Annotated in this window: 12 protein-coding genes; 7 read left to right on the forward strand and 5 right to left on the reverse strand. The window is 46.3% G+C overall.

Translation table 11 applies throughout. The features are described from left to right. Window positions 1–38: 38 nt before the first annotated feature. Window positions 39–446: a DUF3293 domain-containing protein gene (locus R7Q11_RS17385; RefSeq protein WP_005381823.1), complete on the reverse strand. Its 408-nt coding sequence runs from the start codon at window positions 444–446 to the stop codon at window positions 39–41. Between the two features lie 361 nt (window positions 447–807). Here R7Q11_RS17385 and arcA point away from each other — a divergent pair, with 361 nt between their 5' ends. Then, a complete protein-coding gene (gene arcA, locus R7Q11_RS17390) occupies window positions 808–1,524 on the forward strand; it encodes a two-component system response regulator ArcA (RefSeq protein ID WP_005381824.1) in 717 nt (238 codons plus the stop codon). An 85-nt stretch (window positions 1,525–1,609) separates the two neighbouring features. Here the strand turns inward: arcA and R7Q11_RS17395 are convergent, their stop codons facing one another. The 4 genes from R7Q11_RS17395 to R7Q11_RS17410 all read right to left on the reverse strand — a co-directional run bounded on the left by R7Q11_RS17395 (window position 1,610) and on the right by R7Q11_RS17410 (window position 7,393). Then, the gene (locus R7Q11_RS17395) at window positions 1,610–2,059 is read right to left on the reverse strand and encodes a hypothetical protein (protein WP_054574283.1); all 450 of its coding nucleotides are present in this window, start codon (window positions 2,057–2,059) and stop codon (window positions 1,610–1,612) included. Between the two features lies 1 nt (window position 2,060). Beyond that, entirely contained in the window at window positions 2,061–4,415 is a 2,355-nt protein-coding gene (arcB, locus tag R7Q11_RS17400; protein WP_005381826.1) for an aerobic respiration two-component sensor histidine kinase ArcB, read from the reverse strand. Window positions 4,416–4,652: 237 nt separating this feature from the next. After that, the gene (locus R7Q11_RS17405) at window positions 4,653–6,398 is read right to left on the reverse strand and encodes a GGDEF domain-containing protein (protein ID WP_005381828.1); all 1,746 of its coding nucleotides are present in this window, start codon (window positions 6,396–6,398) and stop codon (window positions 4,653–4,655) included. A 35-nt stretch (window positions 6,399–6,433) separates the two neighbouring features. Further along, complete coding sequence (locus tag R7Q11_RS17410) at window positions 6,434–7,393, reverse strand: TIGR01212 family radical SAM protein (protein ID WP_005381829.1); 960 nt, start codon at window positions 7,391–7,393, stop codon at window positions 6,434–6,436. A 551-nt stretch (window positions 7,394–7,944) separates the two neighbouring features. Between R7Q11_RS17410 and gltB (R7Q11_RS17415) the strand changes: the two genes are divergently transcribed. The 6 genes from gltB (R7Q11_RS17415) (at window position 7,945) to mtnN (ending at window position 21,588) form a co-directional block, all read left to right on the forward strand. Beyond that, window positions 7,945–12,495 (forward strand): glutamate synthase large subunit, encoded by a 4,551-nt coding sequence (gene gltB / locus R7Q11_RS17415; protein WP_213896354.1) that lies wholly within the window; start codon window positions 7,945–7,947, stop codon window positions 12,493–12,495. After that, window positions 12,495–13,964, forward strand: coding sequence for a glutamate synthase subunit beta (locus R7Q11_RS17420; RefSeq protein ID WP_104975856.1), 1,470 nt, complete (start codon window positions 12,495–12,497; stop codon window positions 13,962–13,964). The genes gltB (R7Q11_RS17415) and R7Q11_RS17420 overlap by 1 nt, the downstream gene beginning before the upstream one ends. A 448-nt stretch (window positions 13,965–14,412) precedes the next feature. Further along, on the forward strand, window positions 14,413–18,876 hold the full coding sequence (gltB, locus tag R7Q11_RS17425; RefSeq protein WP_053306880.1) for a glutamate synthase large subunit: 4,464 nt from the start codon (window positions 14,413–14,415) through the stop codon (window positions 18,874–18,876). A gap of 20 nt (window positions 18,877–18,896) precedes the next feature. Further along, window positions 18,897–20,309, forward strand: a complete 1,413-nt coding sequence (locus tag R7Q11_RS17430) for an FAD-dependent oxidoreductase (protein WP_005381833.1) — start codon at window positions 18,897–18,899, stop codon at window positions 20,307–20,309. Between the two features lie 91 nt (window positions 20,310–20,400). After that, window positions 20,401–20,829, forward strand: coding sequence for a DUF1499 domain-containing protein (locus R7Q11_RS17435; RefSeq protein ID WP_025768418.1), 429 nt, complete (start codon window positions 20,401–20,403; stop codon window positions 20,827–20,829). 63 nt (window positions 20,830–20,892) lie between these two features. Beyond that, window positions 20,893–21,588 carry a 5'-methylthioadenosine/S-adenosylhomocysteine nucleosidase gene (gene mtnN, locus R7Q11_RS17440; RefSeq protein ID WP_005381837.1) on the forward strand — a complete coding sequence of 232 codons (696 nt, stop codon included), beginning with the start codon at window positions 20,893–20,895 and terminating at the stop codon, window positions 21,586–21,588. Window positions 21,589–21,592: the final 4 nt, after the last annotated feature.

The following is a 21,592-nucleotide window of genomic DNA, read 5'->3' on the forward strand; positions in this document are numbered from 1 at the left end:
AGCGGTGCTTCAGTGAGCAGTATCCTTTTCTATACCTTCTATACGAGCCGAGGTTTAATGGAGCCTAACGTATGAAAAACTTTCGGCTGCGAGCACGCAATAAGATAAAGTTGGTCATTAATGACGTAATAAATCGCGTTTTGTTGAAAGTCACTCGCCAATTCAACGGCTACCTCTGGCGACAACTCGACGGCAAAGCTTTCCTCATACCATGTAAAAGCGCTATCACCTACCGTGACAGGCGCGTAATTAACGTGCTGTAGCTGTTTTTCTAACGCGTGATTGTTTATGCTGTTCTCTTCTTTGGACCTCAAGTTACTGTATGGGTTCCAAGCGGTTATCACAGCATAGTTTGAAACACGCCACTCGGCTTCGAATCTGAAAAAAGATTCTGAATAAGCATTCCATAACGATGCGTCTATGTTCTTATTACTTTTTTCTATCATAAGTCTTAAACGATTAATAACAGTTACATTTCATCAATTGATATAAATCAACAAACTGAATGGAATTAACATTTGAGCATTGTTAGCATGCTGTTAACAATATAAAATCCGCTCAATATCTTAGGGTGTTTACGTTTCAGGCCCCACTGAAAGCAGGAAATGAAAGGTAAACAAGCCCTTTAGAATAAACGTCGCCATTGGATACTGGTGAGTTGGCAAAATTCCATGGAGGGCGGATAACTGAAAGAAGTGTTTTTTTGATCAACTTGATTTATTATCAAAATCACATTACCTGTATGTTATATTTTTGCCTAGAATTTATTCTATTAGCACAATTTTGTCACAAATTTAGGTACCGCCAATGCAAACCCCGCAGATTCTTATCGTTGAAGATGAGCAAGTAACTCGTAACACTCTTAAGAGTATTTTTGAAGCAGAGGGATACGCTGTTTTTGAAGCCAGTGACGGTGAAGAGATGCACCAAGTGTTGTCTGATAACTCAGTCAACTTGGTTATTATGGACATTAATCTTCCAGGCAAGAATGGCCTTCTACTAGCGCGTGAATTACGCGAGCAAGCGAACATTGCTTTAATGTTCCTGACAGGCCGTGACAATGAAGTAGACAAGATCCTAGGTCTTGAGATTGGTGCAGATGACTACATCACTAAACCATTCAACCCACGTGAACTAACTATTCGTGCACGTAACCTACTTAGTCGCTCAATGAGCTCTAACGCGGTGCAAGAAGAGAAGCGCTCGGTAGAAAAGTATGAATTCAACGGTTGGGTACTAGACATCAACAGCCGCTCTCTAGTAAGCCCTGCTGGTGATAGCTACAAGCTACCTCGCTCTGAGTTCCGCGCATTACTGCACTTCTGTGAGAACCCGGGTAAGATTCAAACTCGTGCAGATCTTCTTAAGAAGATGACTGGTCGTGAACTTAAGCCACACGACCGTACTGTAGACGTAACGATTCGTCGTATCCGTAAGCACTTTGAGTCTGTTTCAGGTACGCCAGAAATCATCGCCACTATCCACGGCGAAGGTTACCGCTTCTGTGGCGATCTAGAAGACTAGATTTAACCGCTAATATGCAAAGGGCTTGCTCATTGAGCAAGCCCTTTTTGTTTTAGGTCTAACGACTAATGCAACATCATTGCGGTTAATAAACCTTGTTAATCTTCACGTACTTTTCGACTAACCAACGCTGTTTACCCGCATCGTCTAGAAGCACTGCGATATCAACCGATTTTTCTGTGTTCACATCAATGTGAGACGAGAACGCCACCTCCCATCGGCTTTCACTGTGCGTTCGAGTATCTAAAGACGCACTGTCCACCAACCACTCTTTTTGCCCCTGTTTAATAATAAGAGCTTCTGCCGTTAGATTTGCAGGAAGTAACTGATCTCCTTCGAGGTAAAGTGCACCTTGAATACTTTGCTCTTCCACGTCCCCAATATTCGGCATGAGGTTCACCCATAAATTACTTTTGAGCTCAACATTAACCTCATTAATCGTAATCTGACTGTTTTGTTGCCAATTCACATTTGGAACGGAACTACAGCCTGCCATCAATGCCATGACTAACGCCAATGGTGCGATTCTTTTCATGTTATTTCCTTTGTTCCAACCAACTTTTGAGGACTTGAATATCGTTTTGGTATTCATTTTTGATCTCTTCAACCCAGTCTGAAATGTTTTCCCACCATGCAGGCATATCGGGCGATTGCGCTTTTTGCGCCACACTTTGGATACGTTTCAGGCCAATTGAACCTGCAGCACCTTTGATTTTATGCGCTTCAGAAACAATCCCATCTTGATCTTTCGCTGTCATGTTCGAATCTAAGACATCGATATAGTCTGGCATCATATCTTCAAACATTTTTATGCTGTCGTAGACAGGTTTTGCACCAACAATGTCGACGTAAGACTCTAACATATCCATATCGAGCAAATGTGTCTCAATCACAGGAGAAGGCACTGGCTCTTCCACTGTTTCGGGACCGCTCACCACTTCCTTAGGTTGTTCTAACTGGTGAGCGAAGAATTTATCAATCACTGACTGAATAGCATTCACTGCCAGCGGCTTACTGATCGCATCATCCATGCCGTTATCTAAGTATTCACGACGATCTTTCATTACATTAGCAGTTAAGGCGACCAATGGAGGAAGATTGTTATAATGCTTGCGGTAATAATTGGCGACATCAAAGCCCGTCATATCAGGCAGTTGGATATCCAACAACGCTAAGTCGTATTTTTCTGGCACAAAGTTCACTAACGCTTCTTGGCCCGTCATTGCCACGGTGACAGAGTGCCCTAGGCTCTCAAGTAACGATTTAGCCACAGTTACGTTAAGCTCGATGTCTTCGACCATAAATATGTTGAGGCGCACATTGTCGCGTTTCGCATCAATGACTGGCTCAGCTAGTTCAACAATCGGAACGTGGATCGATACAGTAAAAGTGCTACCAAAGCCTTCCTCACTGGTAACCGTAATGTCACCATCCATCATATTGATCAGTTGCTTAGATACCGCCAAACCAATACCTGTACCGACCGCATGCAGGTTGTCCTTGCCTGATTTCACTTGGTAGTACATCGCAAAGATCTTATCTAGCTCTTCGTCTGGGATACCAATACCTGTGTCTTCCACTTCCATAATAATGGTCGCAAAATCGTCTTCGACATCCGCGCTCACTGTCATCACAACGCCACCTTCCTTGGTGAACTTCATTGCGTTGCTGACCAAGTTCCAAATCACCTGACGTAGACGGGTTGCATCCACTTCAATTGCTTTTGGCAAGTCGCTTAAACGTTCTAAGTCAAAGCGTAACCCTTTTTGTTCCGCCATCAGAGCTGAGATACTCTCAATCTCTGCGACGAAGTCTTCGAAGTTAAGTGGCGCAGGTAATAGTTCTAACTTACGGCGATCAAATTTATCCATATCGATAATATCGTTGAAGATGTTACCTAGAGTAATCGCACTCACATTGATGGTCTGCATGTGTTTACGCTGCTCTTCTGTCAACGGACTATCTAGAAGCATACGACTTAAGCCTACAATGCCATTCAGCGGCGTTCGCAGCTCATGACTGATGGTTGAGATGAAGGTAGTTTTGTCGCGGCTTGCTTTCTCTAACGACTCTTCATGGCGCTTACGTTCAGTGATATCACGACCGAACCCAACGAGACCAAGGTGGCGGCCATCTTTGCTGTAAAATGGCACTTTACGCAGCTCAAAGTAATGCTTGCGACCATCTGGGTATTCGAGCCATTGCTCGTAAGTAATCGCTTGATTATCGGCAAAAACCTTTTGGTCAGTATCAACGATATGCTCGGCGATTTCTTTGCTATACACATCCCAAGGGCTTAATCCGACTAACTGGTGCTCTTTCTTGCCCGTTAGCTCTTCCATCGCGCGGTTACAGCCAGAGAAAACACCATCCGCATTGCGGTAGTAAATTAAGTCTGGTGAGGCATCAATAAATGAACGCAGTAATGCGGTACGTTCTGCCAACTCTAATTGAGTACGTTCGCGTTGGAACACCTCATTTTCGAGGTCTTGCATCGCCTCTTCACGTGCTTCTTCCGCTTTAATACGCTCTTCAATTTCTTGGTTAAGCTTTTCAATGTTTTGTTGAAGTTGGTAATTCAGCTCTTGATCTCGCGAACGCATGTCCTTCAGTTTGGACACCAGCTTAGTTAAACGCTGGCGAGACTCTTCTAGTTGATCGACAACCACAGAGAGGAAGTAAACCGCCCAAGGGGTGATCAATAGACCAAAAAACACCGAACGGACAATATCGATATCATCTACTCGCCCTTTGAGAGCTAAAGTAATCCCTACCTGCACCACAACAGCTAATGCCACCAGCGCAAGGGCTAGCAAAATAGAGAAGCGAACAATCCCCAGTTTGACTAGCAAGTCGACATAATACTGGGCGAGGTTTTTCATGGGTTTCATTAACTACTCCATGGTGGTGGCTAGATAGCGCCATTCGATGATGAAAAACAGGTAAATGCACTCGACCTAACGCAATTTAGGTCTGTTTGATTAGTGAAAAACACACGGTGCGATCTGCGCTTGTGACACGAGATAGAAAGATAAACCAACGAGCGCACAGGCTTCTGTAAGTTTAACGTGTTTAATACGGTGATTTAAACAATCAGCTATCAACTTAGAGCAAGCGGTCACAAAGCGTTAGCAAGAACTGGGGTGAATACAGGTGCGATTACGTCCATCAGCTTTAGCTTGGTATAACGCACTGTCAGCCATAGCGATGCCCATTTCGGGTTCATCACCATGCTGAGGAATGTAAGAGACCAGACCGATACTGACGGTAAGGCGTTCAGATGCTTCTGAACTGTCGTGTTCCATATCAAGCTGTAGAATTTTCTCATGAATACGCTGTGCTACGTTGCGCGCACCTTCCGTGGTGGTATTCGGCAAGATAAAACCAAACTCCTCGCCACCATAACGCGCAACACAATCCGAAGAACGATTGATGACTTGTGTAAACACGGTAGCGACACTGACTAACGCTTCATCACCTTGTTGGTGACCGTAACAGTCGTTGTAATCTTTGAAAAAGTCGATGTCACATAACATGATGGTGAGCGGCAGCTTTTCTCGAGCGTGGTGGTACCACAATACCTGCAGTTGTTCGTCGAAACGGCGTCGGTTCGATACTTGAGTTAAGCTATCCATAAAGCTCAATTTTTCTAACTCTAGGTTGGCTTTTTCCAACTTTTGTTCTGCAAGATAACGCTCAGAAATATCACGCGCCATGATCAGCACACCATTCGTTCCTGATGCTTTATCTTTAAAAGGCGATTTCACCACATCAAACCACGTACTTTTACCATCACTACTCACGACTTTATCTATGTATCGAACTGGCTCTAACTGGCGTAATGCTTCTAAGTCACTGTCTGCTAAGCGCGCGTACATCTCTTTAGGAATCACGTCTTGGAGGCGCTTACCTATCAAATCAGAAATTTTTGAAATGCCTAACGCCTTAACAAAAGGCTGATTACACGCTTGATAGACCATGTTCTCATTGAAAATACCAATAGAGTCCGGACTGGCATCCAGAATCGTTTGTAAGATAGTATCTCTTTGCGCTAGCGCCACCTCTGTATCTTTGCGACGCTCCATTTCATCTCGCAGATTCTGTTGCATCTTGTGCCATTCAGTCACGTCATGACTAATAGACAGCGTACCGATAAGCTCACCACTCGGCGAAACAAGAGAGTTTTGATTGACTTCCAATAAGCAACTTCGACCTTGTGGATCCGTTGTCCATTTACGTTCGCTTTTTCTGGTCATCTCACCCAAGGCCTTGGATGCGCAAGCTTCTTCCCTTCGCCCTTGCCAGAATTGATCAAATGCTCGATTGGTCGTTAATAGATTGCCTTGGCGGTCTTGGGTACAAATCAGCTCTGAAAGTGAGTCTAATGCCGAACGTGCGATGATTAATTGGGCAAGTTCTTGTTGCTGCTCTTGGTGAGTGGCTTGATATGGCTGAGCATAAAGAATCCAAACTCGATGATTGCGCAATAAACTCTTTCTGCCTGACAGCTCCACTTTAATAGATTCACTATCAGATAGTCGCCAGTCAAAAGCCTGCTGACGAAAATGACGACTAGAGAAGCGATCGAGAAACTGCTCAAGCTCATGAATATCGAATAAAGCAGGATACAAATACCCCGTTCCCAAAGAGCGAATGCCTAACAACTGCATCGCAGCCTGGTTAGATAGCAAGAGCTGAGCATGGCTAGTGTCCACCACTATGACTGGATAGGGAGAATCCGTTACTAGTTGCTTAAGTGATGTCTGAAAGTGCAAATAGATCAGTGCTAACGCGCACACGCCTGCGATTAACAACAAGACGACATAGCCATAACCGCCTTGACCACCCCAAAGCCAATTGAGTAACTGATCCATCGTTTAAACCTTCAAAGAACACTGGTTAAAATATATCAGTTATTTATTGAGCGATCTGCTATTAATTCCGGTTTAGTATAGATAAAGGCATTCCCCGTAAGGCTCCCTTGAGCACCATGAGCACTGAGATCTCGACCAATTTCCGTCATCGCTAGCCAACGGTTTTCACACCACAGAGGCGATAATAACGTGGGCCTCCTGGCTGCTGATGAAACGCGATGATAAATCACATCTGGTGGTGTCATACGAATCATTTCACTGGCGATCGCAACATATTCTTCTAATTCAGGGGCTTCTAGCTTTCCAGCACGCCAAGCTTTCGCCATGGTGCTACCTTCGACAATATGCAAGCCATGTAACTTGATGCCATCCGTTCCCACGGCCAACACTTTTTGCAGCGTTTCAATATTTTCGGCGCGGGTTTCTTTGGGTAAACCCACAATTAAGTGAGTACAAACCTTGATTCCGAGTGTTCGAGCACGCTTAGTGATTTCGGCATAACACTCAAAGTCATGACCACGATTGATACGTTTTAGGGTGTCATTGTTGGCGGTTTGAAGACCTAGTTCTAGCCAAATTTCATAACCTTGCTGTACATAGCCCGACAGTAAATCCAATACCGCATCAGGGACGCAATCAGGACGCGTCCCCACACAAAGACCAACCATGTCTGCAGCCTTTAGTGCTTCCTCATACATGTTTTTGAGAACTTGTACTTCGGCATAGGTACTGGTGTAGGCCTGAAAATAAGCGAGATACTTCTTCGCTCTGTGAATTTCACCTGCGCGATCTTTTAACTGTTCGTGAATGCTTTTTATCTGGACTTCTTCATCTGCAAACGAAGCCACATTGCAAAATGTACATCCTCCCCGCCCAATCGTGCCATCGCGGTTAGGGCAACTAAATCCACCGTGCAATGTTAACTTATGAACCTTTTCACCGTATCGACGCTGAAGATCTTGGCCGATTGTATTGACCAATTCATGTAACTGCATAAATTCTCACCAATAGTAAACCGTAATCAATCTCACTACGATCTGTGTAAATAAATTACATCCCTGCAAGAAAAAACACACAATATTAATCAATTCAAACACCCATCATGCGGGTCAAAATCAATAAACTTGCATAATTAAAGGCAAAAATCGTTCATGTTGCGTAAATGTTAAACTAAAAATGCATAATTAAACGAAAAAATTGGGTCACAACGCCGAGTTTTTCATTGCATTCTGAAGTGACAAAATTGTAGGATACTTACACAACCCCGTTATTTTTGTGACTTTTATTACAAAGCACACTGCGGGATTTGTCGGTGTTATCCCACTCCTACCTATATAAATCACTAGATAGTGATAATAAATAAAGGGATACCACCAAGGATTGTTTTTCTCGCAAAACTTTTCCTGCGAGATACGGAAAGGAATCAAGACCGGTCAACCTAGATCGGTGGCGATAATAAATATAAAGGACAAGACGTAATCAATAGTCTAGGTAGTATTTGCTGCCCGGTACTTTTGCGTCGACATTGAACTGGAAGGATGTATCTATGGTAGATAGAGAGCAAAATCCACAGGGTCTGTACACTCCGGAACTGGAGCATGACGCTTGTGGTATCGGTTTTGTTGCTCACCTTAAAAACCGTAAATCTCATGAAGTAGTGACTCAAGCATTGGATATGCTGGCTCGCATGGAACACCGTGGTGGTCAAGGTTGTGACCCATGCAGCGGTGACGGTGCGGGTATCTTGTTGCAAAAACCTCATGAATTCCTATTAGAAGAGGCCGTTAAACTAGGCATTAAACTGCCTTCGTTTGAAAAGTATGGCGTTGGTGTCGTTCTTTTCCCGAAAGACGAATACAAACGCGAACAATGCCGTGACATTCTAGAACGCAACGCACAGCGTCTAGACCTTGAAGTTATCGGCTACCGCGTATTACCAACCGACAACTCCATGATTGGTGCCGACCCTCTAAGCACAGAGCCTCAATTTGAGCACGTGTTTATCTCCGGCGGCCCTGGCATCACGCCTGAAGAGCTAGAGCGCAAACTGTACGTACTTCGTAACTATACTGTACGTGTTTGCCTAGAAAGCGTTTCGAACATTGGTGACGACTTCTACATTAACTCCATGTCTTACAAGACATTGGTATACAAAGGTCAGTTAACGACCGAGCAAGTACCTCAGTACTTCCTTGATCTACAAAACCCGACCATGGTGACTGCACTGGCGCTGGTACACTCTCGTTTCTCTACCAATACCTTCCCGAAATGGCGTCTTGCACAGCCTTTCCGTTACATTGCCCACAACGGTGAAATCAATACAGTTCGCGGTAACTTGAACTGGATGAAAGCCCGTGAAGCAATCCTAGAATCAGACCTGTTTACTCAGGCTGAAATCGACATGCTTCTTCCAATCTGTCAGGAAGGCAGCTCGGATTCATCTAACTTCGATATGGCACTTGAGCTCCTAGTTCTTTCTGGTCGCAGCCTGCCACACGCATTGATGATGATGATCCCGGAAGCATGGCAAGAAAACAAAAACATGGATCCTAAACGTCGCGCGTTCTATCAGTACCACGCGAACATCATGGAACCATGGGATGGTCCTGCTTCAGTATGTTTTACTGATGGTGTTCAAGTTGGTGCGACACTAGACCGTAACGGTTTGCGCCCTTCTCGCTACACAGTGACCAAAGATAACTTCCTAGTGATGGCATCTGAATCTGGTGTTGTGGATATTGAACCAGAGAACGTAGAGTTCCGTGGTCGTCTACAACCGGGTCGTATCTTCGTTGCAGACCTAGAACAAGGTCGAATCATCTCTGATGAAGAAGTGAAAGACACCATCGCAACGGCACAGCCTTACGAGAAGTGGGTAGAAGAAAACCTACTGAGCTTGAAGAAGCTGCCAGATGCGAGCAACCAGTTCAGCCAACCTAAGCCAGAACACCTTCTACACCGCCAACAAGCGTTTGGCGTAAGCACTGAAGAAGTGAACGAAATCATCGTTCCAATGGCGAATGATGCGAAAGAGCCATTATCAGCAATGGGTGCCGACTGGCCTCTTGCGGTTCTATCTCATCAGTCTCAACATCTTTCAAACTACTTCAAGCAGCTGTTCGCACAGGTAACTAACCCACCGATCGACCCGATCCGTGAGCGTATGGTTATGTCGCTGAACACTTACTTGGGTAAAGACCAAAACCTTCTGACTGAAACACCACTTCACTGTCAGAAAGTAGAATTGGAATCGCCTGTTCTAGCCAACTCTGAGCTTGAAAAACTGCGTGCGATCGATAACGAGCACCTACAAGCGAAAACGTTGGATATCGTATTCCAAGCTAGTGAAGATCAAGGCAAACTTGAGCGTGCATTAAAACGTATCTGCCAATACGCAGAAGACGCGGTTATCGATGGTTATTCAATCATCCTACTCACTGACCGCGCAGTGAATTCAAACCACGCGGCGATCCCAGCAATGCTGGCTGTTGGCGCAGTGCACCACCACTTGATCCGTAAAGGTCTACGTGCGAAGTGTGACATCGTGGTTGAAACTGGTGACGCGCGTGAAACGCACCACTTTGCAACGCTACTTGGTTACGGTGCGAATGCGGTTAACCCTTACCTAGTGATTGAAACCATCATTGAACTTCAACGTACGAAGAAGTTGGATCCAGAAGCGAACCCGCGCGATCTGTTCAACAACTACCGTAAAGCGATTAATGGCGGTCTTCTGAAGATCTTCTCGAAGATGGGTATCTCGACGCTACAGTCGTACCATGGCGCACAAATCTTCGAAGCCTTGGGCATCCACAAATCCGTGGTAGACAAATACTTCACTGGTACGGTTTCTCGTATCCAAGGTCTCACCCTTGATGATATCGCCAAAGAAGTGCTGATCCGTCACCGCATCGGTTACCCACAACGCGAAATCCCAATTCAAATGCTGGATGTTGGTGGTGTTTACCAATGGAAACAGCGTGGTGAAAAGCACCTATTCAACCCAGAGACTATTTCTCTACTGCAAGAGTCTACGCGCAACAAGAACTACGATCAGTTCAAGCAATACGCGACAGCCGTAGATAAACAAGGTGACAACGCGGTAACTCTGCGTAGCCAGCTAGAATTCATTAAGAATCCAGCCGGTTCTATCTCTATCGACGAAGTCGAGCCAATTGACAACATCGTGAAACGCTTCGCGACGGGTGCTATGTCATTCGGTTCTATTTCTTACGAAGCACACTCCACACTGGCTGTTGCGATGAACCGTCTTGGCGCGAAATCGAACTCTGGTGAAGGTGGTGAAGACCCAATGCGTTTCGAGCGCAAAGAGAACGGCGATTGGGAACGCTCTGCAATCAAGCAGGTGGCTTCAGGTCGTTTCGGCGTAACCTCTTACTACCTAACTAACGCTGAAGAGCTGCAAATCAAAATGGCTCAAGGTGCGAAGCCAGGTGAAGGTGGTCAGCTACCAGGCGATAAAGTAGATGACTGGATCGGTGCAACGCGTCACTCGACTCCGGGCGTTGGCCTTATCTCTCCACCACCACACCACGATATCTACTCAATCGAAGATTTGGCTCAGCTTATCTACGACTTGAAGAACGCGAACCGCGCAGGCCGTGTAAACGTGAAGCTGGTATCAGAAGCAGGCGTAGGTACGATCGCTTCTGGTGTAGCGAAAGCGAAAGCGGACGTTGTACTAATCGCAGGTTTCGACGGCGGTACAGGTGCATCACCAATGTCTTCAATCCGCCATACCGGTCTTCCTTGGGAACTTGGCTTGGCAGAAACGCACCAAACGCTACTGAAGAACGGTCTACGTAACCGTATCGTGGTTCAAGCAGATGGTCAGATGAAGACACCTCGCGACCTTGCAGTGGCAACACTACTTGGTGCAGAAGAATGGGGCGTAGCAACCGCAGCATTAGTGGTTGAAGGTTGTATCATGATGCGTAAGTGTCATAAGAACACTTGTCCTGTTGGTATCGCGACTCAGAACAAGACGCTTCGCGAGCGCTTTGATGGCCGCGTAGAAGACGTCGTTACCTTCTTCCAATACATGGCACAAGGTCTACGTGAAATCATGGCTGAGCTTGGCTTCCGCACTATCGATGAAATGGTCGGTCAAGGTCAGAAACTGAAGATCCGCCAAGACATTTCTCACTGGAAATACAAGAACCTAGATCTGTCTCCTGTTCTCCACGTTGAGCAACCACGTGAAGCTGATGGTGTATTCAACCAAGCTCAACAGAACCACAACCTAGAAGAAGTGCTAGACCGTAAGCTGATTCAAGCAGCGATTCCTGCACTAGAGAAAGGCGAAGCGGTGAATGCCGAGTTCCCTATCGTCAACACGGACCGCTCTGCAGGTACCATGTTGTCGAACGAAATCTCGAAAGTGTACAAAGATGCAGGTCTACCTCAGCCAATGAACGTGAAGTTCAAAGGTTCTGCAGGTCAGTCATTCGGCGCATTCCTAGCTAAGGGCGTGAAGTTCGAAGTGGAAGGCGACGCGAACGACTACTGGGGTAAAGGCTTATCCGGCGGTACTTTAGTACTTTATCCAGATGCGAAATCAAGCATTGTCGCGGAAGACAACATCGTGGTTGGTAACGTGTGCTTCTACGGTGCAACTTCGGGTGAGTCTTTCATTCGTGGTATGGCTGGTGAACGTTTCTGTGTTCGTAACTCAGGCGCGAAAGTAGTAGTAGAAGGCGTCGGTGACCACGGTTGTGAATACATGACTGGCGGTGCAGCCATCATCCTTGGGTCAACAGGTCGTAACTTTGCCGCAGGTATGAGTGGTGGCGTGGCTTACGTATGGGATAAATCAGGTGACTTTGAGTCAAAACTGAACCCAGAGTTAGTAGACCTAGATCCAATCGAGCAAGAAGACAGAGATCTATTACTCGACATGCTAACTAAGCATGTTCAATTCACAGGAAGTGAAGTCGCTCAGTCTTTCCTAGACAACTTTGAAGCAAGCCTAGCCTCTATGGTTAAGGTAATGCCGCGTGACTACAAAGCGGTTCTTCAAAAGCGTAAAGCTGAAGCACAGTCTCAAGGAAACGAAACTCAAGTGGAGGCCGTATAATGGGTAAGCCTACTGGATTTTTAGAGCATGGTCGTGAACTACCACAGAAGATCGACCCAGCTGAACGCATCAAGAACAACAAAGAGTTCGTTCTGAACGAGGAGTTTGGTGACAAGATCAATACTCAGGCTTCTCGTTGTATGGATTGTGGTGTGCCGTTTTGTCATAACGGCTGCCCTATCGGTAACATCATCCCAGAGTTTAACGATGCGGTTTATCGTGATAGCTGGGAAGAAGCTTGGAACATTCTAAGCTCAACCAATAACTTCCCAGAGTTCACTGGTCGTGTTTGCCCTGCTCCGTGTGAAAGTGCTTGTGTACTTGGCATCAACCAAGATCCAATCACTATCTGTAATATCGAGAAAACCATCGTAGAAACGGCGTATCGTGAAGGGTACGCCAAACCAAAAACACCACGCTCTCGCACTGGCAAAACCGTTGCGATCATTGGTTCAGGTCCTGCTGGCCTTGCGGCAGCAGAGCAGCTAAACAGCGCTGGTCATACTGTGACGGTATTCGAGCGAGACGAGAAAGTGGGCGGTCTGCTACGTTTTGGTATCCCAGACTTTAAACTGAGCATGGAAGTCATTGATCGCAAGATCAATCTAATGGCAGAAGCTGGCATTGAGTTTAAAGTAAACCAACACGTCGGTGTTGATGTAAATGCTCAACAATTGCGTCAAGAGTTCGATGTGGTTCTACTAACCGGTGGCTCAACGGTTCCACGTGATTTGCCCGTTCCGGGTCGTGAACTAAAAGGCGTTCACTTCGCGATGGAATTCCTAGGTCAAAATAACCGCCGTGCCAACGACATGGATCTTAAGGGTGAAGAACTTCACGCCGCGGGTAAACACGTTGTCGTTATCGGTGGTGGTGATACGGGTTCTGACTGTGTAGGTACATCAAACCGCCACGGTGCAGCAAGCATCACTCAGGTTGAAATCATGCCGATTCCACCAGAGAAACGTCCTGCCAATATGCCATGGCCACAGTACCCGATGATCCTACGTACTTCGACGTCTCATGAAGAAGGCGTTGATCGTCACTGGAATATCCTAACCAAAGAGTTCATCGGCAATGACAAAGGTGAAGTTACCGGTCTTCGTTTAGCTGATATCGTTTGGCAAGATGCGAAACCAGGCGAGCGTCCAAGCTTCAAAGAAGTAGAAGGCAGCGAGCGTGTGATTCCATGTGATATGGCATTTCTAGCGATGGGATTCCTACACCCTGAACCAACAGGCGTACTTGCTCAACTGGATATCGCACTAGACGATCGCGGTAACGTAGCAACTCAAGATTTTGCTACTAACCAAGAAGGCGTATTTGCTGCTGGTGATATGCGAACAGGCCAATCTTTGGTGGTTCGTTGTATCAATGAAGGCCGCGAATGTGCCCGTGCTATCGATGATTACCTAATGGGTGGCACAAACCTAGAAGCAAAAGCAGATTCACTGATGCTTTCTGCTTAACGAAGCAGTCATGCTTCTCTCTTTCAATTGCCTAATAGCCATCAGCAATATCGATGGCTATCGGTGAAGAAAGAAAACAATTCCTTCCAATCTTTCTATTTTGACCAGCATTTTATGCTGGTCTTTTTTATCTCCCACAGAATCAAATGTTACTTTTTTGTAACAATCAATTTTCTATCTATTTGAAATTATTAAACTATTTTAGCTTATTAAATGGTAAATCGTATATTCACGTGATGATCCACTAATAACTTGACCTTTTTTACAATAAGCTATAGCTTGTGAAGTTGATGAAAATAAAACACTCAAAAAATGTTAAATATTCCACAACTTTTACTGAATAATTATACATAAAGCTATAAAGATGACGCATAGTTAGTCATCGATATCAACGTAAGCAGTGTTGATATATCTGTCGGGATGACGGATAAGCAAAGGGAGAATTGCAATGGCTCTTTATGATCCAAGTCTTGAGAAAGACAACTGTGGATTTGGCTTGATCGCGCATATGGAAGGCGAACAAAGCCACAAGCTGGTACGTACAGCAATTTCTGCACTTGACCGCATGACTCACCGTGGTGGTATCGCCGCCGATGGTAAAACTGGTGATGGTTGTGGTCTTCTATTACAAAAGCCCGATTCCTATTTACGTCTTATTGCCGAAGAAAATGGTTTCAACCTTGGCAAGCAATACGCCGTAGGGATGATTTTCTTCAACCAAGATCCAGTCAAAGCTCAACTCGCTAAAGACATCGTCAACAAAGAACTGGCGCAAGAGACGCTAACTGTGGCTGGTTGGCGTGAAGTACCAACTAATTCAGAAGTACTCGGTCCAATTGCGGCCAACTCGCTTCCAAATATTCAGCAAGTCTTTGTCTCTGCACCGGCAGGTTGGCGCGAACGCGACATTGAACGTCGTCTCTACATCGCACGCCGTCGCATCGAGAAACAAATCACCGAAGATCCGGATTTCTACATCTGTAGCTTATCGACTCAAGTTTTGGTGTACAAAGGCCTATGCATGCCTGCGGACTTACCGCGCTTTTATCTTGATCTTGCCGATCTACGTATGGAATCTGCTATCTGTCTGTTCCACCAGCGTTTTTCTACCAACACTCAACCGCGTTGGCCATTAGCTCAACCGTTCCGCTACCTTGCTCATAATGGTGAGATCAATACCATTGAAGGTAACCGACAATGGGCACGCGCTCGTGCTTACAAGTTCTCGTCACCACTGCTGCCTGACCTACAAACTGCAGCACCGTTTGTGAACGAGACAGGCTCAGACTCGTCTAGCCTAGATAATATGCTAGATCTCTTTTTAGCTGGCGGCATGGATATCTTCCGTGCCATGCGTATGCTTGTGCCGCCAGCATGGCAAAACCACCCTGACATGGATCCGGATTTGCGTGCGTTTTACGATTTCAACTCCAAACACATGGAACCATGGGATGGCCCAGCAGGTATCGTACTGTCCGATGGTCGTTATGCTGCTTGTAACCTAGACCGAAACGGTTTACGTCCTGCGCGTTATGTAATTACCAAAGACAAGTTGATCACTCTGGCGTCTGAGGTAGGGATTTGGAATTACGCCCCAGATGAAGTTGCCAAAAAAGGTCGTGTAGGTCCGGGGGAATTGCTCGTCATCGACACTCGTAAAGGTAAGCTTTGGCAATCTAGCGAGATCGATAATGACCTGAAATCTCGTCACCCTTATCGCGAATGGATGGAGAACAACGTTCGCAAACTAACACCGTTCTCTCAGCTGCCTGAAGATCAAGTAGGTGAGCGCAGCTTTGATGAAGACTTGCTTAAGACTTATCAAAAGCAGTTTGCTATGAGCAATGAAGAAGTCGATCAAGTATTGCGTGTCCTCGGTGATATGGGGCAAGAAGCCGTCGGTTCGATGGGTGATGACACCCCGATGGCGGTTCTTTCTTCGAAAGAGCGCTTGGTGACTGATTACTTCCGTCAGAAGTTCGCGCAGGTCACCAACCCACCAATCGATCCGCTGCGTGAGAAACACGTCATGTCGCTGGCGACCAGCATCGGCCAGGAGATGAACGTCTTCTGTGAAACCGATGGCCACGCGCATCGTGTAACCTTTGATTCTCCAGTACTGCTCTATTCAGACATGCAGCAACTACTAGAGCTGAGTGACGATCATTACCGTAATACCATTCTCGATATCAACTACGATCCACAACAAAAAGATCTTAAACAAGCCATTAATGATCTGTGTGAGCAAGCAGAGCAAGTCGTTCGTGAAGGCACGGTTTTAGTGGTTCTTTCGGACAGAGCCTTGGTCAAAGGTAAGTTACCAATTCCGGCAGCAATGGCAGTCGGCGCCGTTCAAACTCGTCTGATTGACGCGAACTTACGTTGCGATGCCAACATTGTTGTCGAAACCGCAACAGCCCGTGATCCACACCAATTTGCCGTCTTACTTGGTTTTGGTGCCACTGCGGTTTACCCATACCTTGCTTATGAAGCGTTAGGTAAACTGATTGATGATAAAGCACTAGAGAAAGACTACCGCGATGTGATGCAAAACTACCAATACGGCATCAACAAAGGCCTGTACAAGATCATGTCGAAAATGGGGATCTCAACCATCGCCTCTTACCGCTGCTCACAACTGTTTGAAGCAGTTGGCTTGAGCCAAAATGTGGTCGATCTGTGTTTTAAAGGCGTCACAACTCGAATTGAAGGCGCGAATTTTGACGACTTCCAGCAAGATCTTACAAACTTATCTCGTAAAGCATGGGCGAAACGCAAATCGATTGATCATGGCGGCTTGTTAAAGTACGTCCATGGAGGTGAGTATCATGCTTACAACCCGGATGTCGTCGGCACGCTGCAACAGGCCGTTAAATCTGGCGAAAGTAACGACTATCAGAGCTTTGCTAAGCAGGTAAACCAACGCCCTGTTGCCATGCTGCGTGACTTAATGTCGCTGAAAAAATCAGACTCACCGCTGCCACTTGAGCAAATAGAACCACGCACTGAACTGTTCAAACGCTTTGACTCAGCGGCAATGTCCATTGGCGCACTTAGCCCAGAAGCGCATGAAGCACTTGCAACGGCGATGAACCGTCTTGGTGGTTACTCTAACTCGGGTGAAGGCGGTGAAGATCCTCGCCGTTTCGGTACTGAGCGTAACTCACGTATCAAACAGATTGCTTCTGGCCGATTTGGTGTAACGCCGCATTACCTGACTAATGCGGATGTACTGCAAATCAAGGTGGCACAAGGTGCGAAACCGGGTGAAGGTGGACAGCTACCAGGACACAAAGTCACCGCAGAAATCGCAAAACTGCGTTATTCGGTACAAGGCGTGACTCTGATCTCCCCTCCTCCGCATCACGATATCTATTCGATTGAAGATTTGGCCCAGCTGATCTTCGACCTTAAACAAGTCAACCCGAATGCGCTGGTTTCGGTAAAACTCGTCTCCGAGCCAGGTGTCGGCACCATCGCAACGGGTGTAGCCAAGGCTTACGCTGATCTTATTACCATTTCGGGTTACGACGGTGGTACCGCAGCAAGCCCATTAACTTCGGTAAAATACGCTGGTAGCCCTTGGGAGTTGGGGTTGGCAGAGACACAACAAGCTCTGGTTGCTAATGGTCTGCGTCATAAGATCCGCCTACAGGTAGACGGTGGTCTAAAGACTGGTTTAGACGTAGTTAAAGCCGCAATTTTAGGTGCAGAAAGCTTCGGTTTTGGTACTGCGCCAATGGTCGCTATGGGTTGTAAGTTCCTACGAATTTGTCACCTCAACAACTGTGCAACTGGGGTTGCGACTCAAGACGAGACACTGCGTAAAGAATACTTCAAAGGTCTACCAGAAATGGTGATGAATTACTTCATCGGCCTGGCAGACGAAGTGCGCGGATTACTCGCCGAACTTGGCGTTGAAAAGCTGACGGACTTGATTGGTCGTACCGATTTACTTGAGGCAGTAGAGGGATTTACAGCGAAACAGACCAAGCTGGATCTATCCAATATTCTAGAAGCTCCAGTATCACCTGAGGGCCATCCGCTATTTTGGACAGAGCCAAACAAACCGTTTGATAAAGCTGAGCTCAACCAAAAGATCGTTGATGATGCCATGCATGCGGTCGAAAACAGTCAATCGGCAAGTTTCTTCTACAATGTCATCAACACTGATCGTTCTGTTGGTGCACGCTTATCTGGCGAAATAGCAAAACGCTATGGCAACCAAGGGTTGGCGGCTTCCCCTATCAAAATCTATCTTGACGGCACCGCAGGCCAGTCCTTTGGTGTTTGGAACGCAGGTGGTGTAGAGCTTTACCTCACGGGCGATGCGAACGACTACGTGGGCAAAGGCATGGCGGGTGGTAAAGTGGTTATCAAACCTCACCTTGGCACTGCATTTAAGTGTAATGAAGCAACCATCATTGGTAACACCTGTCTGTACGGCGCGACCGGCGGTAAACTATTTGCAGCCGGTAAAGCAGGTGAGCGTTTCGGCGTACGAAACTCAGGTACGATAGCCGTCATTGAAGGTGCTGGCGATAACGCTTGTGAGTACATGACTGGCGGTATTGTTGCCATTCTTGGTGCGACAGGTGTGAACTTTGGCGCGGGTATGACTGGAGGCTTTGCCTATGTTCTGGATGAGAACCAAAGCTTTGAAGGTCGAGTTAATACTGAGTCTGTCGAAGCCATCTCATTGTCCGATCTTTACATCCACCAAGAACATTTGCGTGGCCTAATTGCGGAACACCTTGAAGAAACAGGGTCGAGTCATGCAGAAAATATTTTGGCGAACTTTGATGAATGGATTCCAAAGTTCTATTTGGTGAAACCACAAGCGGCAGATCTTCGCACGCTACTTGGTCACCAGAGCCGCAGTGCCGCAGAGCTGCGTGTTCAAGCACAGTAATCATGGAGGATGTTTGAATCATGAGCCAGAACGTTTATCAATTTATCGATGTGCAGCGTGTAGATCCTGCGAAAAAGCCTATCAAAGTTCGTAAGATCGAGTTCGTTGAAATCTATGAACCGTTCACTAAACAACAGGCGACTGCACAAGCGGATCGCTGCTTAGATTGTGGCAACCCATATTGTGAATGGAAATGCCCAGTCCACAACTACATCCCTCAATGGTTAAAACTTGCCAATGAAGGTCGTATTCTTGAAGCGGTTGAACTATCGCATCAAACCAATAGCCTACCGGAAGTATGTGGGCGCGTTTGTCCTCAAGACCGCCTATGTGAAGGTTCATGCACGCTTAATGATGACTTTGGTGCCGTCACCATCGGTAACATAGAAAAGTACATTACCGACAAAGCGTTTGAAATGGGCTGGAAGCCAGATATGTCCAAGGTGGAGTGGACCGATAAAAAGGTTGCAATCATTGGAGCAGGCCCAGCTGGCTTGGCTGCCGCGGATATCCTAGTGCGCAATGGCGTTAAGCCAGTCGTGTTTGACCGCTACCCTGAAATTGGAGGCCTTCTGACCTTCGGTATTCCTTCCTTCAAGCTTGAAAAAGGCGTGATGGAAAACCGCCGCCGTGTGTTCACTGAAATGGGCGTCGAGTTCCGCATGAACATGGAAGTAGGCAAAGATGTCCAAATGCAAGAGCTGCTTGATGAATACGATGCTGTTTTCTTGGGCGTTGGCACCTATAAATACATGCGTGCAGGTCTAGATAATGAAGATGCGCCGGGTGTGTATGACGCGCTGCCATTTTTAGTTTCGAACACCTACAAAGTCATGGATCTTGAGAGTAACCAACCCTTTATCGATATGGCAGGAAAGAAAGTCGTCGTACTGGGTGGTGGTGATACAGCAATGGACTGCGTTCGTACCTCAATTCGCCAAGGTGCCTCCAACGTAGTTTGTGCTTATCGTCGTGATGAGGCCAACATGCCGGGCTCTCGTCGCGAGGTAAAAAACGCAAAGGAAGAAGGCGTGAAGTTCATGTTCAACCTTCAGCCTTTGGGAGTTGAAGTGGATGCGTCAGGCAAAGTCTCGGGGGTCAAAGTGGTGAAAACCGCACTTGGTGAACCTGATGAAGCGGGTCGCCGACGTCCAGAGCCCGTTGAAGGCAGCGAGCACGTTCTACCAGCAGACGTTGTTATCATGGCGTTTGGTTTCCAGCCGCACAAAATGGACTGGTTAGCACCGTTTGATGTCGATTTGGATCAATGGGGTCGTATCAAAGCCCCAGCTAAGCAAGAGTTCCAGTTCCAGACCAGCAACGAAAAGATCTTCGCGGGTGGCGATGCGGTACGAGGTTCTGATCTTGTCGTAACCGCAATTGATGAAGGACGAAAAGCGGCAGAAGGCATTCTCGATTACCTCGAAGTTTAATCACTGTTAACGTCTCAAAAAGGATCCTACTATTGGATCCTTTTTTCTTTTATTACATATAATTAAATTCCTATGATAAGGGATAAAACCAATGAAAAAAGCCGCTCTCCTTTCCATTACTTTGCTCGGCTTAACCGCTTGTAGCCAAGGAGTCACAACCATGACGGATCGTTCTCAATCACCTTGTGGTGACAAACCAAACTGCGTCTCCACCCAAGACACGCGAGAAAAATACAACCTAACGCCATTCATCTTAGTGGATTCAGCGAACATCGACGCTATTGAGCAAGTTGCGCTTGAACTGCCAGGCGCGAAAACCGCGGTGAAAGAAAGCAACTACCTTCGTATCGAGTGCACATCTAAAATCATGCGCTTCGTGGATGACCTCGAACTAAAAATAGCAGGAGACCAACTGATTGTGCGCTCGGAATCTCGTGTGGGCTACTCTGATTTTGGCGTAAACAGAAAGCGCGCCGATCAATTACGAGAAAAGCTCACTCAAGCTAAGCTCATCAAATAGAAAACTGCCAACGGGGAGTGCTATACTCTCGGCCAACTAAAATATTTACCTAAAGAGAGTGTTATGAAAGTTGGTATCATCGGTGCGATGGAACAAGAAGTGACCATCCTGAAGCAAGCAATTACAAACTGCAAAACTGTAAATAAAGCAGGTTGTACGTTTTTCTCTGGTCAAATTAACGATGTTGAAGTCGTCGTACTACAATCGGGCATCGGTAAAGTTGCAGCGGCAGTGGGCACGACAATCCTTCTTGATGAATACCAACCAGACGTTGTGATTAACACAGGCTCTGCTGGCGGTTTCGATTCAAGCTTAAACCTTGGCGATGTAGTTATCTCTACAGAAGTTCGTCATCACGATGCAGACGTAACCGCTTTTGGTTATGAGATTGGCCAAATGGCCGGTCAACCAGCTGCATTCAAAGCGGATGACAAGCTAATGGACTTAGCCGAAAAAGCCCTAGCACAAATGGAAAACACTCATGCGGTTCGCGGCCTAATTTGTACTGGCGATGCGTTTGTTTGTACTGCTGAGCGTCAAGAGTTTATTCGTAAACACTTCCCGTCAGTTATCGCTGTAGAAATGGAAGCATCTGCTATCGCTCAAACTTGTCACCAATTCAACACACCGTTTGTTGTTGTGCGTGCAATCTCTGATGTCGCTGATAAAGAATCACCAATGAGCTTTGATGAGTTCCTGCCTCTAGCAGCAAAAAGCTCTTCCGAAATGGTATTCAAAATGCTGGAACTCATTAAGTAAACGA

Source organism: Vibrio sp. 970, from assembly GCF_033339075.1.

What these genes read in the sequence shown, in the direction of transcription:
- arcA (WP_005381824.1), top strand. Translation starts at nt 808, where the DNA reads ATGCAAACCCCGCAGATTCTTATCGTTGAAGATGAGCAAGTAACTCGT.
- gltB (WP_213896354.1), top strand. Translation starts at nt 7,945, where the DNA reads ATGGTAGATAGAGAGCAAAATCCACAGGGTCTGTACACTCCGGAACTG.
- R7Q11_RS17405 (WP_005381828.1), bottom strand. Translation starts at nt 6,398, where the DNA reads ATGGATCAGTTACTCAATTGGCTTTGGGGTGGTCAAGGCGGTTATGGC.
- R7Q11_RS17420 (WP_104975856.1), top strand. Translation starts at nt 12,495, where the DNA reads ATGGGTAAGCCTACTGGATTTTTAGAGCATGGTCGTGAACTACCACAG.
- gltB (WP_053306880.1), top strand. Translation starts at nt 14,413, where the DNA reads ATGGCTCTTTATGATCCAAGTCTTGAGAAAGACAACTGTGGATTTGGC.
- R7Q11_RS17385 (WP_005381823.1), bottom strand. Translation starts at nt 446, where the DNA reads ATGATAGAAAAAAGTAATAAGAACATAGACGCATCGTTATGGAATGCT.
- R7Q11_RS17410 (WP_005381829.1), bottom strand. Translation starts at nt 7,393, where the DNA reads ATGCAGTTACATGAATTGGTCAATACAATCGGCCAAGATCTTCAGCGT.
- mtnN (WP_005381837.1), top strand. Translation starts at nt 20,893, where the DNA reads ATGAAAGTTGGTATCATCGGTGCGATGGAACAAGAAGTGACCATCCTG.
- arcB (WP_005381826.1), bottom strand. Translation starts at nt 4,415, where the DNA reads ATGAAACCCATGAAAAACCTCGCCCAGTATTATGTCGACTTGCTAGTC.
- R7Q11_RS17435 (WP_025768418.1), top strand. Translation starts at nt 20,401, where the DNA reads ATGAAAAAAGCCGCTCTCCTTTCCATTACTTTGCTCGGCTTAACCGCT.
- R7Q11_RS17430 (WP_005381833.1), top strand. Translation starts at nt 18,897, where the DNA reads ATGAGCCAGAACGTTTATCAATTTATCGATGTGCAGCGTGTAGATCCT.
- R7Q11_RS17395 (WP_054574283.1), bottom strand. Translation starts at nt 2,059, where the DNA reads ATGAAAAGAATCGCACCATTGGCGTTAGTCATGGCATTGATGGCAGGC.